This window comes from Afifella aestuarii, assembly GCF_004023665.1.
Taxonomy (GTDB): domain Bacteria; phylum Pseudomonadota; class Alphaproteobacteria; order Rhizobiales; family Afifellaceae; genus Afifella; species Afifella aestuarii.
In genome coordinates this window covers 719,718-737,508 of the sequence record NZ_SAUF01000005.1, presented here as the reverse complement: position 1 = coordinate 737,508, position 17,791 = coordinate 719,718, and the positions used below count along the sequence as shown (strand labels likewise).

Here is a 17,791-nt window from a genome sequence, read left to right as displayed (position 1 = left end):
TGTTCGATGAGGTCATACCGTCAGTCTGCCAGCTTCTGGTTCACCCGCATTAGCGCGCTCGCCCTGATTACCGGGCTCGGTGCCGGGTGCAGCGCCGATGCCATACGTCTGACTGAGCCCATCTACACCGGCTCAACGGCGAATCAGCAGCAGACAATTACAGCCCAGGCGACTGCCTATCAGGCACCGCAACAGTTCGCGGCGCCATCGCCCGCGGTCCAGTCGCGGCAATTGCCGCCGCCATCCGGCGGTTATCAGACCGCCTACAATTATCCGGGTTCCGCTGGGGCGCAGCAGAGTTACTCGCGCGCGCCGACGAGCTCCCCGCAACAGCAGGCAGCCGCTCCGAAGCCCTATACGCCGCCGGAGCCTTATGCACCGAGCGGTATGCCGAAGCCTCTCGGCAAGCTGAACGTCGATTCGCAGGGCACGCCTCAGCCCCGCCGGGCGGAGCCTGCGGTTGCGCGGACCGAGGCCCCGCAGCCGCGCCAGCAAAACAACGTGGCCTCAAGCGGGGGCTATACAGTTCGCTCCGGTGATTCGCTTTGGAGTATCGCCCATGCGCATGGCGTCACGACGAGCGAGCTCGCCTCGGCCAACAACATTGAAGGCGGCAATATTCGCCCCGGTCAGACGCTGACGATTCCGTCCGGCGGCGGAACGCAGGTTGCGCGTGTCGATCCAAAAGACGGAACGATGTCGGATGCACAGCCGGAAGCCACGCCTGAGGTGCGGCCCGAAAAGACGCCTGTGAGCTACACGCCGCCGTCCGCTGAGCCCAAGGCTGAAAGCGCGGCGCCTGCAGCCGACACCACGGCCAAGTCTGGAGGCGCAGGCTTCCGCTGGCCGGTGCACGGGCGCATCATCGCGGAGTTTGGCAGCAAGCCGAACGGTGAACGCAATGACGGCATCAATCTCGCCGTGCCGGAGGGTACAGCCGTCAAGGCTGCCGAAGACGGCACCGTCATCTATGCGGGCAATGAGCTGAAGAGCTACGGCAATCTGATCCTCGTGCGGCACGAGGGCGGCTGGGTTTCGGCCTATGCCCACAACAGCGAGCTGCTGGTGAAGCGTGGTGAGAAGATCCGGCGCGGTCAGATCATCGCGAAGTCCGGAATGAGCGGCAACGTCACCTCGCCGCAGGTGCATTTCGAGCTCCGCAAGGGAGCGACCCCGGTCAATCCGGTCGGACATATGGCGTCCGCTTAAGCGGGCGCCTTCCGGATTTTCGGGCAGGGGTCAGTCAGCCGAGCGACTGACCCGTCCGCCCTGCGAGATCCTGAATGAACTGCCAGGCGACGCGGCCGGAGCGACTTCCCCGCGTCGTTGCCCATTCCAGGGCCTGAGGACGCCATTCCTCTTCCGGCATCGCGATGCCGAAGTGCTCCACGTAGGCGCGCACCATCGCGAGATACTGTGTCTGATCACAGTGATGAAAGCCGAGCCACAGGCCGAAGCGGTCTGACAGCGACACCTTTTCCTGCACCGCCTCCGACGGATTGATCGCTGTCGAATGCTCGTTCTCGATCATGTCGCGGGGGAGCAGGTGGCGGCGGTTGGAGGTCGCGTAGAAGATCACGTTGCGCGGCCGCCCTTCGACACCGCCTTCGAGTGCGGCTTTCAGCGATTTGTAGGACGTGTCATCCGCGTCGAAGGACAAGTCGTCGCAGAAAAAGATGAATCGCTCCGGCCGATCGCGGATGGTGTTCATCAAATCGGGCAGTGTGTTGATATCCTCGCGATGGATTTCGACGAGCTTGAGAGGCGTCTCAGGGGCTTCGGCTGAGACCTGTGCGTGAACCGATTTCACCAGCGAGGATTTTCCCATCCCGCGGGCGCCCCAAAGCAAAGCGTTGTTGGCCGCATAGCCTTTGGCGAAGTGCCGCGTGTTCTCAAGCAGCGTGTCGCGGGACCGGTCTATGCCCTGCAAAAGCTCGATTTCGAGCCGGTTCACGTTCTTCACCGGGATGAGACGAGGCGGCTGCGGATCCCACACATAGGCATCTGCCGAGAGATCGAGCGGCGGTGCCACGGGCGGAGCAAGCCGCTCCAAAGCACCGGCAATCCGTTCCAGGAGCGGAATGAGGTTTTGCGTTTGGTCTTGAGTCACTTGGGTTCACGTCCTACAGGCGGGGCGTCTCGGTAACATAAGGATTGAGGGGTCGACAGACCGCTCGTGCCGGGACCGGTTGCAAAGGGGCGCGCCACAGCTATAGTCCGCGCCGGTTTGGACCGACGGGTCCGCAAGCAAATTCCGAGGCCTTTATGTTCGTGACTCCGGCCTATGCGCAAGGCGCAGGCGCAGGTGGCGGCGGTGAGATGTTGATTTCGCTTCTGCCTTTCATCCTGATCTTCGTGATCATGTATTTTCTCATCATCCGTCCGCAGCGCCAGCAGGCGAAGAAGCGGGAAGAGATGCTGAAGGCGATCCGTCGTGGCGACACGGTGGTGACCGGTGGCGGGCTCATCGGCAAGGTCACCAAGGTGATCGACGACAACGAGCTCGAAGTGCAAATTGCCGAAGGCGTGAAGGTGCGGGCGCAAAGAGGCCTCATTTATGAGGTTCGAGCAAAGGCCGAGCCGGTGAGCGGCTCCGTCGCCTGAGTCCAGGACCCGCCTTTTCATGCTCTATTTCGCTCGTTGGAAGATCGTCCTCATCATCCTCGTCCTCGTGGCGGGGGTGATCGTGACACTTCCCAATCTTTTTTCCGCCGCGACGGTTCAGGCCTGGCCGTCTTTCATGCCCAAGCGCCAGATCGTCCTCGGCCTCGATCTGAGAGGCGGCGCCCATCTGCTTTTGCAGGTGGAGCGCGATTCGCTGGTCAAAGACCGGCTTCAGACACTGGTCGGCGATGTTCGGCAGACTTTGCGTGACGAACGCATCGGCTACCGCAATCTGCGCAGCCGCGGAGAAAGCGTGACGTTTACGTTGCGCGAGCCGAGCGAAGCAGATCGTGTGATGCAGCTGCTGCGTCCGCTGACCAATCCCGTGCAATCGGGGCTCTTCGGACAGGGGTCTGTGAGCGAGGTAGAAGTCGCTCGCGACGGGGCGCAGGTGACGCTGAACCTGACCGAGGCGGGACTTGAAGAGCGCACCCGCTCTGCGGTCGAGCAGAGCCTGTCCGTTCTCGGACGTCGTATCAATGCGCTCGGGACGACCGAGCCGACGATCCAGCGCGAGGGCGACGATCGCATTCTCGTCCAGGTTCCGGGCCTTGAGGATACGAGCCGACTGAAGGAAATCCTCGGCCAGACGGCGAAGATGACGTTCCATCTGGAATGCCCGGAGGGCGATGTCGTCTCCGCACAGCAGGGGCGTCCCCCCGCCGGATGTGAGATCGTCGAGCCGGCCGATCCCGATGATGGCCCGGTTCTGGTCGAATCGCGGGCCCGGCTTTCGGGCGATGATCTCGTCGACGCTCAGCCGGCATTTGATCAGCAGACGAATACGCCGATCGTCACCTTCCGCTTCAATTCCCGCGGCGGGTCGATTTTCGGGCAGCTGACGCAGCAGAATGTCGGGCGTCGCTTCGCGGTCGTCCTCGACAACAAATACATCACGGCCCCGGTCATCCGCTCCCCCATCCTCGGTGGTTCGGGACAGATTGAAGGCAATTTCACGGTCGAAAGCGCGCAGAACCTCGCCGTTCTGCTGCGGGCCGGCGCCCTTCCTGCCGACCTTACGATCGTCGAGGAACGGACTGTCGGACCCAGCCTCGGAAGGGATTCGATCGCAGCCGGTGAGATCGCCGCGTTGATCGGCACCGCCGGTGTCGTCGTGTTTATGGTGCTCGTCTACGGCCTCTTGGGCGTCTTCGCGAATGTCGCCTTGATCTGCAACATCGTGCTCCTGCTTGCGCTCTTGACGCTGTTGCAGGCCACGCTGACGCTTCCAGGCATTGCCGGCATCGTGCTGACGGTCGGTATGGCGGTCGACGCGAACGTGCTGATCTTTGAGCGAATACGCGAGGAATCGAAGCTGGGGCGGTCCGCGATCAATGCGATCGAGGCTGGTTTCAGCCGTGCGCTTGGTACGATCCTTGATGCCAACATTACGACCCTGATCGCGGCCTTTGCGCTTTTCGCCCTGGGTTCCGGTCCGATCCGTGGTTTTGCGGTCACTCTTGCTCTCGGCATTCTGACGACCGTCTTCACCGCCTTTGTTCTGACCCGCTTCATCGTCGCCGTTTGGGTTCGCTCGCAGCGTCCCAAGACAGTGCCGATCTGAGTATCGCTATGCCATTTCGCATCGTTCCCGACGAAACCACGATCCCGTTCATGCGCTTTGCGCGCTGGGGCTTCCCTGCCTCAGTGGTCGCTATGGTGGTGTCGCTCGTCTTGTTTTTTGTCGTCGGTCTTAATCTCGGCATCGACTTCAAGGGCGGCACGCTGATTGAGGTGCAAAGCCAGAGCGGAGCCGTCGATATCGGCGCTGTTCGGCAAACTCTGCAGCCGCTCGAACTCGGTGATTTCGAGGTCCAGGGCTTCGGCTCCGGCAACGAAGCCATCATCCGGATCGCAACGCAGCCAGGCGGCGACGAGGCGCAGCAGGCGGCCGTCCAGAAAGTGCAGAATGCGCTTGGCTTCGACGCTTACAATTATCGCCGCGTCGAAGTCGTCGGGCCGCGTGTCTCCGGAGAGCTTGCGGAGACCGGGACGATCGCCGTCCTCGTGACGCTCGTCGGCGTGCTGCTTTATATCTGGTTCCGGTTCGAATGGCAGTTCGCCATCGGTGCCATCGCATCGCTTCTTCACGACGTCGTCTTGACCATCGGGTTTTTCACGATCACGCAGATCGAGTTCAATCTGTCTTCGATCGCTGCGATTTTGACGATCGTCGGCTATTCGCTGAACGACACCGTGGTGATCTTCGACCGCGTGCGTGAAATGCTGCGGAAGTTCAAGCAGACGCCGATCCGGGGCATCATCGATCTATCGGTCAATCAGACCCTGTCTCGGACGCTGTTGACGTCTTTGACTACGCTAATCGCGCTTGCCGCTTTGTTCTTCTTTGGCGGAGCGGTCATCCGTTCATTCACGGCGGCGATGATCTGGGGCGTTTTCATCGGCACGTACTCCACGGTCTTCATTGCCGCGCCGATGCTGATCTTCTTCAATCTGCGGCCTGAGAAGGTGGCCCCGCCGGAAACCGCAAAGAAGCCCGCGACAAGCTGATGCCAGCGGGCGAAGACAGACAATCTGGGCCGCCCGAGGGCGGCCGTTTCCCGGGACGTGCACCTGTCGACGCGTATGGGAACGGCGGTTTCCGTTTTGCCGGCATGTCGCACCGCGGGTCGATCCTGATGCTGCCTTCGGCGATCCTCGGCTGGCATGTCACCAGGCCGGAGGAAATCAGCCTCGAGGCGCTTCAACCGGCACTTGCCGAAGTCTCTTCGATCGAAGTCCTTCTGATCGGGACGGGGCGCAATCTTGTTCCCCTAGATCCGAAGGTGAAATCGGATCTCGAAGCTGCCGGTCTGTGGCCGGAAGTGATGGCGACGGGCGCGGCCTCGCGAACCTACAACATCCTGCTTGCGGAAGAGCGGGCGGTCGCTGCGGCGCTGATTGCTGTCGACGATCCGGAATGAAGCCCTAGCTCCGGCTCCATGGCCGAGCCCGACCCCACCCTTGTTGAGCCTGTGCGCGAGCGCGATCTTCCGCGCTACTACTCGGTGTTGTTCGCGCCGCAGAATGTGCGTGAGGAGCTTTTTTCGCTCTACGCCTTCGCAGTCGAGGCGGAAAAGGTCGCCGATATCGTGCAAGAGGCGACGCTCGGTGAGCTCCGTCTGACGTGGTGGCGCGATTCTCTCGATCTCGCGGTGGCCGGGCAGGCGAGCGGCTCGCCGATCGTCGACCGTCTGGCGTTGGCGCTGCGCGAGAAGGGGCTCTCCGCCGACGGCCTTGCGGCACTTACGGAAGCGCGGCACGGCGACCTTTATGCCGATCCTCCCGCGACACTTGCCGATCTCGAGGGACGAATGGGCGAGACGCAGTCGAGCCTGTTTCAGCTTGGTGGATTGTTTCTTGGTGGAGAGGCCAGTGAGCTTGCCGAGGCGGCGGGGCATGCGGGAATTGCTTATGGCGTCGCCATGAGCCTGTGGGACAGCGCACGCGCGCGGGCGAGGGGGCGTCTCGTCATTCCCGCCGAGCTTCTCCAGAGGGTGGGGCTCTCTCCGGAGGAGGTCTATTCCGCCGAAGTGAAACAGCTTGTCGCTCCAATCGACGAACTCGTCGCCTTCGGGCGTATGCACCGAAGCCTTGCAGGCGCAGCGCTCAAGCAGGTTCGCGGAGAGGCCAGATCGGCTTTCCTGCCATTGAAAGCCGCGGATGTCCTGCTTGCCCGAATCGGGCGGGATCCGGCGAGATTCGTCACGTCTCCTCAGCGGATGCCGGCACTCAGCGTCCTGAGCCGGATGGTGTTTGCCGGTTTCGGCAAGGGCCGCTGATCTACCTGAGTTTCACAGAAGACGCTTCGCCTCTCAGGCGGCCTTCCGCAACTCGTTGGCCGCAAGCCATCTCGTAAAATCGGCGAGCGCGCGGGCAGCGAGCGTGCGCTTGCGGGCCACGCCGCGTTCCTTGCCCTTCATCCTGCGTCCGTCCGCGTCTTGTGTAGGCGCCTCGATGTCCGGGAAAAGGCCGAAATTGACGTTCATCGGCTGAAAGTCGCCGTTCTCCTTATCCACGAGATTGCGACCGGTAATGTGGGCGAGGAGCGCTCCGTGGGCCGTCGTATCCGGCGGCAGAGCCGGCTGATCGCCAAGTGCCTCCGCGGCCGCGAATCGTCCGGCGAGAAGCCCGATGGAGGCCGATTCGACATAGCCTTCGCAGCCGGTGATCTGGCCGGCAAAACGGATATGGGGTTGCACCTTCAAGCGCATCGTCTCGTCGAGGATTTTCGGTGAACGCAGAAACGTGTTGCGGTGAATGCCGCCGAGACGCGCGAATTCGGCATTCTCTAAAGCCGGAATCATTCGGAAAGTACGGGTCTGCTCGCCGTATTTCATTTTGGTCTGGAAGCCGACCATGTTGAACAACGTGCCCTGCTTGTTGTCCTGGCGGAGCTGCACGACAGCCCAGGGCTTCTCCTCCGGCTTGTGCCGATTGGTGAGGCCGACCGGCTTCATCGGGCCCCATCGCAGGGTTTCAGCTCCGCGCGCCGCCATCACCTCGATCGGAAGACAGCCTTCGAAATAGGCCGTATCCTTTTCCCATTCGCGGAAATCGGCGGTCTCCGCTTGAAGCAGCGCTTCGATGAAAGCCTCGTACTGCGCGCGGTCCATCGGGCAATTCAGGTAGGCGGCCGTGTCACCGCCAGGTCCGGGTTTGTCGTAGCGGGACTGCATCCAGGCAATATCCATGTTGATGCTGTCTCGATGGATGATCGGCGCGATGGCGTCGAAAAAGGCAAGCTGGTCTTCGCCCGTCGCTTCGCGGATTGCGGTCGCGAGCGCGCCGCTTGTCAAAGGGCCGGTGGCGATGATGGTCGGCTGGTCGGGATTGGGCAGGCTGGAGATCTCGCCGCGTTCAATCCGGATCAAGGGATGATCGGCAATGGCCTGCGTCACAGCTTCGGAGAAACCGTCGCGATCGACAGCAAGCGCCGAGCCGGCAGGCAATTGATGGCGGTCGGCCGCGCGCATGATGAGCGAACCCGCGGCTCGCATCTCCGCATGCAGGACACCGACGGCGTTGCTCGTGGAATCGTCGGAGCGGAACGAATTCGAACAGACGAGCTCGGCGAGACCGTCGCTCTTGTGGGCCGGCGTCTCGACCTCGGGCCGCATTTCGTGCAGCACGACGGCGATGCCGGCTTCGGCGATCTGCCAGGCGGCTTCGCAGCCGGCGAGGCCGCCGCCGATAACATGGATGGGTCTCGTCATTTCGTGTCTCTCAGCTTCTGCTGCTTCGTTCGTCGCTGGGGGAAATATGTCGAATGCAACGCTTCACGCCTGTGCATGTTGACGCTTGCCAACGAGATCGCAAGGGGAGAGGCAGGGTGCCTGCGCGAATCCATATGATGCTTGTCAGGCAGTGCAACAATAGCCGTCCAAGGCGACAAAACGGGGATTGAGATGGCGGGAAGCTCGAAAAAGGCGATTTATGCGGCGCTTGTCGGAAACCTGGCGATTGCGATAACGAAGTTCGGCGCCGCCGCCTATACAGGGTCCTCGGCGATGTTGTCGGAAGGCATCCATTCGGTTGTCGATACCGGCAATCAAGGGCTTCTGTTGTACGGGATGAAACGGGCATCTCGTCCAGCGGACCGCGCGCATCCCTTCGGCTACAGCGCGGAGATCTATTTCTGGGCCTTTGTGGTGGCGATCCTGATCTTTGCGGTCGGCGCTGGCGTTTCCGTCTATGAGGGCGTGCACAAGATAACCGACGCCAACGAGATTACGTCTCCATTCGTCAATTACATCGTTCTGACGCTGGCGATCGTGTTCGAAGGCGCGTCATGGACCGTTGCCTACCGCGAGTTTCGTCGCCAGAGGAACGAAGGGCACAATTTCTTCGAGGCCGTTCGCCATTCCAAGGACCCCACCGTCTTCACGGTGCTTTACGAAGATACTGCGGCGCTCCTTGGTCTCGTCGTTGCGTTGATCGGCGTGTTTCTCGCCAGTTATCTCGGCCTTCCGTGGCTTGATGGTGCCGCCTCGATCGGGATCGGTATTATTCTTGGGACGACGGCCGTGCTTCTCGCGATCGAAACCAAAGGCCTGTTGATCGGCGAGTCGGCGGCACCGGAAACGGTCGCTGCGGTGCGTGAGATCGTTGAGCGGGAGGAAGGTGTTCGTGAAATGAACGAACTCAGGACATTGCACCGCGGACCCAACGACATCCTGCTGGCGCTCTCGGTCGACTTTGAGGACGATATGCCGGCCGGGCGCGTCGAAGCCACCATCACGCGTCTGGAAAAGGCCATCAAGGCACGCATCCCGACAATCCGGCGTCTCTTCATCGAGGTGCAATCTGCGGGTGATCACAAAATTGCCGTCGAGGAAGAACGGCGGAGCAGTGCTGCGTCCCACTGAGGCGAGGAGCGGCCAGATGCGGCAGAATGGCGAGCTTACCTTAGAATTGATCTAAGTCAAAAGTAGCCGATCCCCTGCTGCTAGAGTTGGCCCGCGACCTGAGGCAGCGATCTGGGTCGCGGGCCTTGAACGCCAAAAGCCACGAGCCGACCCGACGGTCGCCGGTCGTGCTCGCCTTGACGTCTCATATCCCGTGGCTCTCTCGCAAATGAATGGAGAGCGCGATGACACGTTTGCTGGTCTCGCTCCTACTTTCGGCCGGGCTAGGCACTGCGGCCTATGCTGCGGACGACCAGAAATTGATGGAAGACGCCAACGGCTTCTTCGATCCGATTCCGACGATGGTGCAGGCCCCCGAAAACAACGCCATCACCCGCGAGAAGGTCGAACTCGGCAAGATGCTGTATTTCGATCCGCGGCTGTCTTCTTCTCACCTTCTGAGCTGCAACACCTGCCACAATCTTGGCCTGGCCGGAACGGATCTGCAGCCGACTTCTGTCGGACATGGCTGGCAGCGCGGGCCCCGCAATGCGCCGACGGTTCTCAATTCCGTCTTCAACATCGCCCAGTTCTGGGACGGACGGGCGGAAGATCTGAAAGCGCAAGCCGTCGGGCCGATGCAGGCGGCGGTGGAGATGAACTCCACCCCTGATGAGGTGGTCGCGGTTCTGAACAGCATGCCTGAGTACAAGGATCGCTTCGACGTCGTGTTTTCGGGCGACGAGGATCCGATCACACTCGACAATGTCGCAAAGGCGATCGAGGCCTTTGAGGTGACGCTGGTGACGCCGGCTTCCCGCTTCGACCAATTCCTCGACGGCAACGCGAATGCCCTGAACGACAAGGAGAAGCACGGTCTCTCCTTGTTCATGGATAAGGGCTGCGTCTCCTGCCATTCCGGCGTGAATGTCGGCGGTCAGGATTATTTCCCGTTCGGCGTCGTGGAAAAGCCGGGTGCGGACATCCTTCCGCCGGACGATAAGGGCCGCTTCGCGGTGACGCATACGGCAACGGATGAATATGTCTTCCGTGCCGGCACATTGCGGAATATCGCGCTGACCGCGCCTTATTTCCACAGTGGGCAGGTCTGGAGCCTGCGTCAGGCGGTGCAGGTGATGGCGACGGCCCAGCTTGGCACGGAGCTCACCGAGGATGAAGTCGATTCCATGGTGGCGTTCCTGCACACGCTGACGGGCGAGCAGCCGCAGGTCGATTATCCGATCTTGCCGGCGAGCACGGACGAGACCCCGCGTCCGGTGCTGACCGTTCCGGGACAGGAGAACAACTGAGCCAAAGGTTTTCCGAAAGGCCCAACCCCGGGCATATGAGCGAAGGGCCGCGTGAGCGGCCCTTCATTTTGTCTGCAGTTTCTGTGCCGACCCGAGCTCAGAACGGGATTTCGTCGTCGAGGTCGTCCTTGAAGGAGCCGCGGCCACCTTCCATCGGACCCGAAGAGCCGAAATCCGAACGTCCGCCCCGGTCGGAGGAGGGGGCGTCATAGCTGCCACCGCCGCCGCCGCCGCGCGTGTCGAGCATGGTGAGGGCCGAATTGAAGCCCTGCAACACGACCTCGGTCGAGAAGCGTTTCTGACCCGACTGGTCTTCCCATTCGCGCGTCTGCAGCTGACCTTCGAGATAGACCTTCGAGCCCTTCCGCAGATATTGCTCGGCGATCTTTGCCAGCCCTTCGTTGAAGATGACGACGCGGTGCCATTCGGTGCGCTCGCGCCGTTCTCCGGAATTGCGGTCGCGCCAGCTCTCAGACGTCGCGATCCGCAGATTGACCACCGGACGGCCATCGTTCAGGCGCCGGATTTCGGGATCGGCCCCGAGATTGCCGATCAAGATGACTTTGTTGACGCTGCCGGCCATGAAATTCTCCCTGGTTTCTGGAGCCGCCGAGAGCGGCCAAAGGTTGCCCCTTTTCACTCAAGCGAAGCCGAACTGTAAACGGGCCCCTGCAAAGACGCTTGTCGCTGGATGCCGTTCACTGTATGTTCCCTAGCGACATCACGCAAGATCATCGGACGAGGGGCGGGCCTATGGAACAGAGATTGAGTGTCATGACGCTGGGCGTTGGCGACCTGTCACGCGCGCGGCAGTTTTATGAAGATGGCCTCGGCTGGCAACGTGCGAACGCCCACGAAGAAGTGGTGTTCTATGATTTGAACGGTTTCGTTCTGGCGCTCTATCCGCGGACGTCGCTGGCGGCCGATGCCAAAGTCGACCCGGACGGATCCGGATTTTCGGGCATCACGCTGGCCTTCAATGCGAGAAGTCGCGAAGAGGTCGACGTCGTCTTGAAGGAGGCGGAGGCGGCGGGAGCCGAGGTCGTCAAAACGGCCGAGGAAGTCTTCTGGGGCGGATATTCGGGCTATTTTGCCGATCCCGACGGACATTTGTGGGAGGTTGCGCACAACCCGTTTTGGGCAATCGACGCAGATGGGCGTGTCCTTCTTGGCGAATGATCGGCGTCCGAGAGCGCACATATCGCGAAGCGGGAAGGACGGGGTTTTTCCATCACTCCGGCTGCACTAAATAAGCATCGGGCGAGCCAGCCCGCATCACCATCCTCCGGAACGGCCATGACGGATCCGCAAAAGACGCTCTCCGTGCGGGGCGCGCGCGAACACAATCTCAAAAACGTCGATCTCGATCTGCCACGAGACAGTCTGATCGTGATGACGGGCCTTTCTGGCTCGGGCAAATCCTCGCTCGCCTTCGATACCATCTATGCCGAAGGACAGCGGCGTTACGTCGAATCGCTGTCGGCTTATGCGCGCCAGTTTCTGGAGATGATGCAAAAGCCGGACGTCGACCAGATCGACGGCCTGTCACCGGCAATTTCGATCGAGCAGAAGACGACGTCGCGCAATCCCCGTTCCACCGTCGGCACGGTGACGGAAATCTACGATTATATGCGGCTCTTGTTTGCGCGCGTCGGTGTTCCTTATTCGCCGGCGACGGGTTTGCCGATCGAAAGCCAGACGGTCAGCCAGATGGTCGATCGCATTCTGGCTCTCCCTGAGGGAACGCGGCTTTATCTGCTCGCGCCGGTGGTGCGTGGCCGTAAGGGCGAGTTCCGAAAGGATCTCGCCGAATATATGAAGCGTGGTTTTCAGCGCGCGCGGATCGACGGAACGTTCTATGAGATCGCCGAGGCGCCGGCGCTCGACAAGAAGCTGAAGCACGACGTCGATATCGTCGTCGATCGTGTCGTCGTGCGAGCGGATGCCGGGAGCCGGCTTGCCGATTCTCTGGAGACGGCCCTTCGGCTTGCCGATGGCATTGCCGTCGCCGAGTTCGCGGATCTGGGCGAAGGCGGCAAGCCGCCGGCACCGATCGTGTTTTCGGAAAAGTTCGCCTGTCCCGTCTCCGGCTTCACGATCCCCGAGATCGAACCGCGGCTGTTTTCGTTCAACAATCCTTTCGGCGCCTGTCCGACCTGCGACGGGCTCGGATCCGAACTGCGCATCGATCCCGATCTCGTGGTTCCCGATCCGCGCTTGAGCCTGCGCAAGGGGGCGATCCACCCTTGGGCGAAATCGAGCTCGCCTTATTATCTGCAGACGCTCGAGGGGCTCGCCCAGCATTACGGCTTCAGCCTGACGGTTCCGTTCGAGGAGCTGCCGGAAAATGCCCGCCAGGCCATCCTGTATGGCACCGGCAAGGAGAAGGTCGCTCTCGTCTACGACGACGGGCTCAGAAAATATCAGGCGAAGAAGACCTTCGAGGGCATTATCCCGAACCTGGAGCGGCGCTGGAAGGAAACCGACTCCGCCTGGATGCGCGAGGAGATCGGCAAGTACATGTCTTCGACGCCATGCGCGTCCTGCAACGGCCTGCGGCTGAAGCCGGAAGCGCTCGCGGTGAAGATCGCAAGCCTCAACATCGGCGAGGTGTCACATTTTTCCATCCGCGAGGCGAACCGCTGGTTCACGGAATTGCCGGAAAAGCTGAGCGGAAAGCAGAATGAGATCGCGCTGCGCATTCTCAAGGAAATTCGCGAGCGGCTTCGCTTTCTCGACGATGTCGGGCTCGATTATCTGACCTTGTCGCGTAATTCCGGGTCGTTGTCGGGCGGCGAGAGCCAGCGCATCCGGCTCGCCTCCCAGATCGGCTCGGGCCTGACCGGCGTTCTCTATGTGCTGGACGAGCCCTCGATCGGCCTGCATCAGCGCGACAATGCCCGGCTCCTGGAGACCCTCAAGCATCTGCGTGACCTCGGCAATACCGTCATCGTCGTCGAGCACGACGAGGATGCGATCATGGCGGCCGATCATGTCGTCGATGTGGGGCCCGGCGCGGGCATCCATGGCGGCGAGGTGGTGGCGGAGGGCACGCCCGGCGATATCATGGCAAGTCCGGCCTCGCTTACGGGCCAGTACCTATCCGGCGCGCGGGCGATCGAGGTTCCGGAGACGCGCCGCAAGGCTGTCAAGAAGCGCTGGCTGAAGCTCGTCGGCGCGACGGGCAACAATCTCAAGGATGTTACGGCGAAAATTCCGCTCGGCACCTTCACCTGCGTGACCGGTGTCTCGGGCGGTGGCAAGTCGACGCTCCTCATCGATACGCTCTACAAGGCGGTCGCGCGACGCCTCAACGGTGCGCGCGAACAGGCCGCGCCGCATGCGGAGCTTGCCGGGCTCGAGCATCTCGACAAGGTGATCGACATCGATCAATCGCCGATCGGGCGCACGCCGCGTTCCAATCCCGCGACTTATACGGGGGCGTTCACCCCGATCCGCGAATGGTTTGCGGGGCTGCCGGAGGCGAAGGCGCGCGGCTATCAGCCGGGCCGTTTTTCGTTCAACGTCAAAGGTGGACGCTGCGAGGCCTGCCAGGGCGACGGTGTCGTCAAGATCGAGATGCACTTCCTGCCGGACGTCTATGTCACCTGCGACGTCTGCCACGGCAAACGCTACAATCGCGAGACTTTGGAGGTCACATTCAAGGAGAAGTCTATCGCGGACGTCCTCGACATGACGGTCGAGGAAGGCGTCGGCTTCTTCCAGGCGATCCCCGCCGTGCGCGACAAACTGAAGACGCTGGCGCGTGTGGGGCTTGGCTATGTGCGCATTGGCCAGCAGGCGACGACGCTTTCCGGCGGCGAAGCGCAGCGCGTGAAGCTTGCCAAGGAATTGTCGAAGCGTGCGACCGGGCGCACCCTCTACATCCTGGATGAGCCGACCACGGGTCTGCATTTCCACGATGTGGCGAAGCTTCTGGAAGTGTTGCACGAGCTGGTCGAGCAGGGCAATACGGTGGCGGTGATCGAGCACAATCTCGATGTCATCAAGACGGCCGACTACATCATCGATCTCGGGCCCGAGGGGGGCGATGGCGGCGGTGAGATCGTGGTGGCAGGCACGCCGGAAGAGGTCGTGGCAGAGCCGCGGAGCTACACAGGTCAGTTTCTGAAGCCGATTCTGGAACGTGGCATGCGGCGCTCGGAAGCCGCGGAATAGCGCGTCCGGCGACGAGGCGCACGATTCTCCGCTCCGCAGGCATTCTGATGTTCCGCCGGGGACCTTCCGGCCCCGAAGTGCTGCTCGTTCATCCAGGTGGCCCGTTCTGGGCGAAGAAGAATGACGGCGCGTGGTCGGTCCCCAAGGGGCTACGAGAAGACGGGGAGGCTGCGGAGGTGGCCGCCCGACGCGAGTTCGCCGAAGAAACAGGATGCGTGCCGACGGGCGTGCTCCTTTGGCTCGGCGAGTTCAGGCAGGCGGGCGGCAAGCGCGTTGAGGTTTTTGCGCTTGAGGGGATTTCGACCTCGGCGCGTTCAAGAGCAACGTTTTTGAAATGGAATGGCCGCCGCACTCCGGCGAGCGGCGGGCCTTTCCCGAAGCCGATCGCGCCGGGTGGTTTTCCATGGAGGAGGCGCGAAGCAAGATCCTCAAAAGCCAGCAGCCAATCCTCATTGCCTTGGAAGACGTGATGTGAGCGGCTTGCACGCGTGGCTGGCCGGTGTGTGTAGCTCTCTTTACGTTTCAACCATCGCGGTGCTCTTGTTGTGCACCCACGGCCTTTTTTGCTGCAAAGGCCTCGCGAACGCCTTGGCGTGTTGCGTGGCCATGGCGGCGAACCCATGATGATAAGCGCGTTGGCCGCAGGGCGTTGAGGGAAATCGCTTTGGAAGAAAGACGAGATCGGCGATTGCCCGACAAGCGACCGCGAGGCGCATCCTCAGGGCGTAACCCGCCGGGGCTGCACAGTTTGCTGACACGGCTTTACGAGGGTGATAGCCGGCGCGCCCATTATTTTCGCTTAGGGCTCCTGATCTTCGACTGCGCGACGCTCGCGTTCGTCGTCGTCACGTCTTTCGTGCCGTATTCGCGCCCGCTCATGTGGTTCGATTTCGGACTGGGCCTCGTCATCCTGGCGGACTTTCTGGCCAGGCTTTTCATCAGCCGGCGTCGCCTTTCCTATCTAGCGCATCCCACGACCTGGGCAGATGTCGCCGCGATCGTCTCGTTTTTGCTACCGCTTGCCGATGAAGGTGCAGGTTTCCTGAGGGTCCTCAGAACCCTGCGGCTTTTGCGCACGTATCACGTGCTCGTCCGCTTCCGAAAACGCAGCCGCTTCTTCCGGCAAAATGAGGAAGCGATCATCGCGCTCGCCAATCTGGCCGTGTTTCTCTTCATCATGACGGGCATCGTCTACGAGACGCAGTACCGGCAGAATCCGGAAATCGGCAACTATGTCGATGCCCTCTATTTCACCGTCACCGCATTGACGACCACGGGTTTTGGCGACATCACGCTGGGCGGCACGAGCGGGCGGCTGGTTGCTGTCGTGATCATGATTTTTGGTGTCACGCTGTTCCTGCGCCTCGTGCAGGTCCTCCTGCGCCCCCGCAAGATCCGCTTCACGTGCCCTAGCTGCGGTCTGCAACGCCACGAGGTCGATGCGGTTCACTGCAAGGCCTGCGGCGAGCTCCTCAACATCCCGGATGAGGGCCGTTTCTGAGCCCAAAAATACCCGCGAACGGAAACTGCCTCTTACGCAGGCGGATAAGGTTACAAAATTGCGGCAACTGCCTCCCTTTTCGGCATCCCAGCCATGCGATTTGTGCACTGCAAAAGCGGAGCGGGTATCGCTATATCCGCCTCGTCAAACACTAGATAAAACATTCCGAGGTTCATTATGGGCACGTCCTCCAAGGGCCTGCTTGGTCGCTTCCGCCGCTGGCGCCGCTATCAGCGCACTCTGAAGGAGTTGCAGGGGCTCTCCGTTCGTGAGCTGCACGATATCGGCATCACGCCGGGCGAAATCCGCCGCGTGGCGCGCGAAGCCACGTTCTGATTTCCGGCCTCTGAGGCCAGGTTTTGGGTTGAAGACCGCCGGCGAGAATTCGCCGGCGGTTTTCGTTTGTGCGCTTCGTTTGTGGAGAGGTGTTCGACCTGCCTTACCGCTCGGCGAACCAATCCTTGAGCGGCATGATCACGGGTGGCTCGGCATTGGCATTGGGCCAGGAATCGATCGACCAGCGTTGCTTCGACCGGATGTCGGTCACGACGGCGGTTGCGTGGGGATAGCGGCCGTCGAGGAAGAAGCCCCTCGCAACCGGCTCGGCGACCGTGTGATATTTGAGCACCCCATGCTCCTGCAGGAAGACGAGCAGGCTCGTCGTGTTTGTCGCCTCGTCGATGCAGTCCATTTGGGTCGGATCTCCGCCGCCGACTTTCTCAAAGCCGCCCAGATCGGATGAGGTGCCGATTTTCCGTCCGACGTTGTCCTCGAAAATCTGCACGGCTTTGGAGATGGCGCGGCGTTCTTCCTGCGCATTGGCGACGCCGCGGAAAGGCCGGGAGAGCACGTTGATCTCTTTCGGCGAAAACCGCACCGGTGTCGTCAAGAGACAGCTGAAGGCGTGGCAGACATAGACCTTGTCGCCCTTTGGCGGCTGGGCCTTGCGGGCCTCGTACCATCGCATCCGCATGGTCTCGGAATCGCTCGTGCAGCCGGCAAGGGTGAGGCCGGCGAGCGCAAGAAACAGGATTGTCCATCGCCACATCGCCGGCAGCCTACGTGAGCCGCTGCGGTCGGAAAAGGTCGGAACTCGCATCCGGGTATGTCGTTGAATCATCGAAGAGACGGGCAAGCCGTCGAGATATTCAAGGAGTTGAGACATGCACGATATTACCGGAAAAAAAGTAGCTATTCTCGCAACGAACGGCTTTGAACAGTCTGAGCTTGAGGTGCCGCTGAAGCAGCTGCGCGAGGCGGGTGCCGAAGTCCATGTGGTTTCTCCGCAGCAAGGCGCGATCAAGGGTTGGGATAAGGACAATTGGGGCAGAGAAGTCCCGGTCGACCGGAAGCTCGACGAGGTCAACGCCAACGATTACGACGCGCTGGTTCTTCCGGGCGGTCAGATCAATCCCGACCTCCTGCGCGTGGAAGAGAAGGCCCTGTCCCTCATCCGCGCGTTCTATGAGCAGAAGAAGCCAATCGGTGCCATCTGCCATGCGCCGTGGCTTCTTGTTGAGACAGGTGTCGCCAAGGGTCGCGACATGACGAGTTACAAGTCGATCAAGACCGATGTGATGAATGCCGGCGCCAACTGGCACGACAAGGAAGTCGTCGTCGATCAGGGCATCGTCACCAGCCGCAACCCGGGCGACCTCGATGCCTTCTGTGCGAAAGTGGCGGAGGAAATCGCCGAGGGCCGGCATACGCAGCGTCAGGCCGCGTAAGAGCAGTTCTCGACGAGATGCTCGCGTCAGGAGTTCGGGGAAGGCCGGCATTACGCCGGCCTT

17 protein-coding genes and 1 pseudogene are annotated in these 17,791 nt (G+C 61.5%); 14 read left to right on the top strand and 4 right to left on the bottom strand.

Annotated elements, in window-relative coordinates:
• Window positions 1-6: 6 nt before the first annotated feature.
• Window positions 7-1,209, top strand: coding sequence for a M23 family metallopeptidase (locus tag EO094_RS17540; RefSeq protein WP_128294147.1), 1,203 nt, complete (start codon window positions 7-9; stop codon window positions 1,207-1,209).
• 34 nt (window positions 1,210-1,243) lie between these two features.
• Here EO094_RS17540 and EO094_RS17535 read toward each other — a convergent pair whose 3' ends face one another.
• Window positions 1,244-2,110: an ATP-binding protein gene (locus EO094_RS17535; protein WP_128294146.1), complete on the bottom strand. Its 867-nt coding sequence runs from the start codon at window positions 2,108-2,110 to the stop codon at window positions 1,244-1,246.
• Window positions 2,111-2,265: 155 nt separating this feature from the next.
• Here EO094_RS17535 and yajC point away from each other — a divergent pair, with 155 nt between their 5' ends.
• From yajC to EO094_RS17510, 5 genes are read left to right on the top strand one after another with little or no spacing between them, the layout of a single operon-like run.
• Entirely contained in the window at window positions 2,266-2,604 is a 339-nt protein-coding gene (yajC, locus tag EO094_RS17530) for a preprotein translocase subunit YajC (RefSeq protein ID WP_128294145.1), read from the top strand.
• Between the two features lie 19 nt (window positions 2,605-2,623).
• Entirely contained in the window at window positions 2,624-4,228 is a 1,605-nt protein-coding gene (gene secD, locus EO094_RS18825; RefSeq protein WP_128294144.1) for a protein translocase subunit SecD, read from the top strand.
• Window positions 4,229-4,236: 8 nt separating this feature from the next.
• Window positions 4,237-5,175 carry a protein translocase subunit SecF gene (gene secF, locus EO094_RS18820; RefSeq protein ID WP_128294143.1) on the top strand — a complete coding sequence of 313 codons (939 nt, stop codon included), beginning with the start codon at window positions 4,237-4,239 and terminating at the stop codon, window positions 5,173-5,175.
• Window positions 5,175-5,588: an Mth938-like domain-containing protein gene (locus EO094_RS17515; RefSeq protein ID WP_128294142.1), complete on the top strand. Its 414-nt coding sequence runs from the start codon at window positions 5,175-5,177 to the stop codon at window positions 5,586-5,588. The genes secF and EO094_RS17515 overlap by 1 nt, the downstream gene beginning before the upstream one ends.
• 18 nt (window positions 5,589-5,606) lie before the next feature.
• Window positions 5,607-6,446: a phytoene/squalene synthase family protein gene (locus tag EO094_RS17510; protein ID WP_128294141.1), complete on the top strand. Its 840-nt coding sequence runs from the start codon at window positions 5,607-5,609 to the stop codon at window positions 6,444-6,446.
• A gap of 33 nt (window positions 6,447-6,479) precedes the next feature.
• Here EO094_RS17510 and trmFO read toward each other — a convergent pair whose 3' ends face one another.
• Window positions 6,480-7,880: a methylenetetrahydrofolate--tRNA-(uracil(54)-C(5))-methyltransferase (FADH(2)-oxidizing) TrmFO gene (trmFO, locus tag EO094_RS17505; RefSeq protein ID WP_128294140.1), complete on the bottom strand. Its 1,401-nt coding sequence runs from the start codon at window positions 7,878-7,880 to the stop codon at window positions 6,480-6,482.
• Between the two features lie 192 nt (window positions 7,881-8,072).
• Between trmFO and EO094_RS17500 the strand changes: the two genes are divergently transcribed.
• A complete protein-coding gene (locus EO094_RS17500) occupies window positions 8,073-9,032 on the top strand; it encodes a cation diffusion facilitator family transporter (RefSeq protein WP_128294139.1) in 960 nt (319 codons plus the stop codon).
• A gap of 224 nt (window positions 9,033-9,256) precedes the next feature.
• On the top strand, window positions 9,257-10,321 hold the full coding sequence (locus EO094_RS17495) for a cytochrome-c peroxidase (RefSeq protein WP_128294138.1): 1,065 nt from the start codon (window positions 9,257-9,259) through the stop codon (window positions 10,319-10,321).
• Between the two features lie 97 nt (window positions 10,322-10,418).
• Here the strand turns inward: EO094_RS17495 and EO094_RS17490 are convergent, their stop codons facing one another.
• The gene (locus EO094_RS17490; protein ID WP_128294137.1) at window positions 10,419-10,904 is read right to left on the bottom strand and encodes a single-stranded DNA-binding protein; all 486 of its coding nucleotides are present in this window, start codon (window positions 10,902-10,904) and stop codon (window positions 10,419-10,421) included.
• A 170-nt stretch (window positions 10,905-11,074) separates the two neighbouring features.
• Here EO094_RS17490 and EO094_RS17485 point away from each other — a divergent pair, with 170 nt between their 5' ends.
• The 5 genes and pseudogenes from EO094_RS17485 to EO094_RS17465 all read left to right on the top strand — a co-directional run bounded on the left by EO094_RS17485 (window position 11,075) and on the right by EO094_RS17465 (window position 16,337).
• Window positions 11,075-11,500, top strand: a complete 426-nt coding sequence (locus tag EO094_RS17485; RefSeq protein WP_128294136.1) for a VOC family protein — start codon at window positions 11,075-11,077, stop codon at window positions 11,498-11,500.
• A 117-nt stretch (window positions 11,501-11,617) separates the two neighbouring features.
• Window positions 11,618-14,500 (top strand): excinuclease ABC subunit UvrA, encoded by a 2,883-nt coding sequence (gene uvrA, locus EO094_RS17480; protein WP_128294135.1) that lies wholly within the window; start codon window positions 11,618-11,620, stop codon window positions 14,498-14,500.
• 47 nt (window positions 14,501-14,547) lie between these two features.
• Window positions 14,548-14,975 (top strand): annotated as a pseudogene (locus tag EO094_RS17475) (NUDIX hydrolase).
• Window positions 14,976-15,248: 273 nt separating this feature from the next.
• A complete protein-coding gene (locus EO094_RS17470; RefSeq protein ID WP_409976936.1) occupies window positions 15,249-16,001 on the top strand; it encodes a potassium channel family protein in 753 nt (250 codons plus the stop codon).
• Between the two features lie 177 nt (window positions 16,002-16,178).
• Window positions 16,179-16,337: a DUF1127 domain-containing protein gene (locus EO094_RS17465; RefSeq protein WP_092816670.1), complete on the top strand. Its 159-nt coding sequence runs from the start codon at window positions 16,179-16,181 to the stop codon at window positions 16,335-16,337.
• A 103-nt stretch (window positions 16,338-16,440) separates the two neighbouring features.
• On the opposite strand, the gene EO094_RS17460 is transcribed toward EO094_RS17465, so the two are convergent.
• Window positions 16,441-17,049: a hypothetical protein gene (locus EO094_RS17460; protein ID WP_205649957.1), complete on the bottom strand. Its 609-nt coding sequence runs from the start codon at window positions 17,047-17,049 to the stop codon at window positions 16,441-16,443.
• A 115-nt stretch (window positions 17,050-17,164) separates the two neighbouring features.
• On the opposite strand from EO094_RS17460, the gene EO094_RS17455 reads away from it, so the two are divergent.
• Window positions 17,165-17,728, top strand: coding sequence for a type 1 glutamine amidotransferase domain-containing protein (locus EO094_RS17455; RefSeq protein ID WP_128294134.1), 564 nt, complete (start codon window positions 17,165-17,167; stop codon window positions 17,726-17,728).
• Window positions 17,729-17,791: the final 63 nt, after the last annotated feature.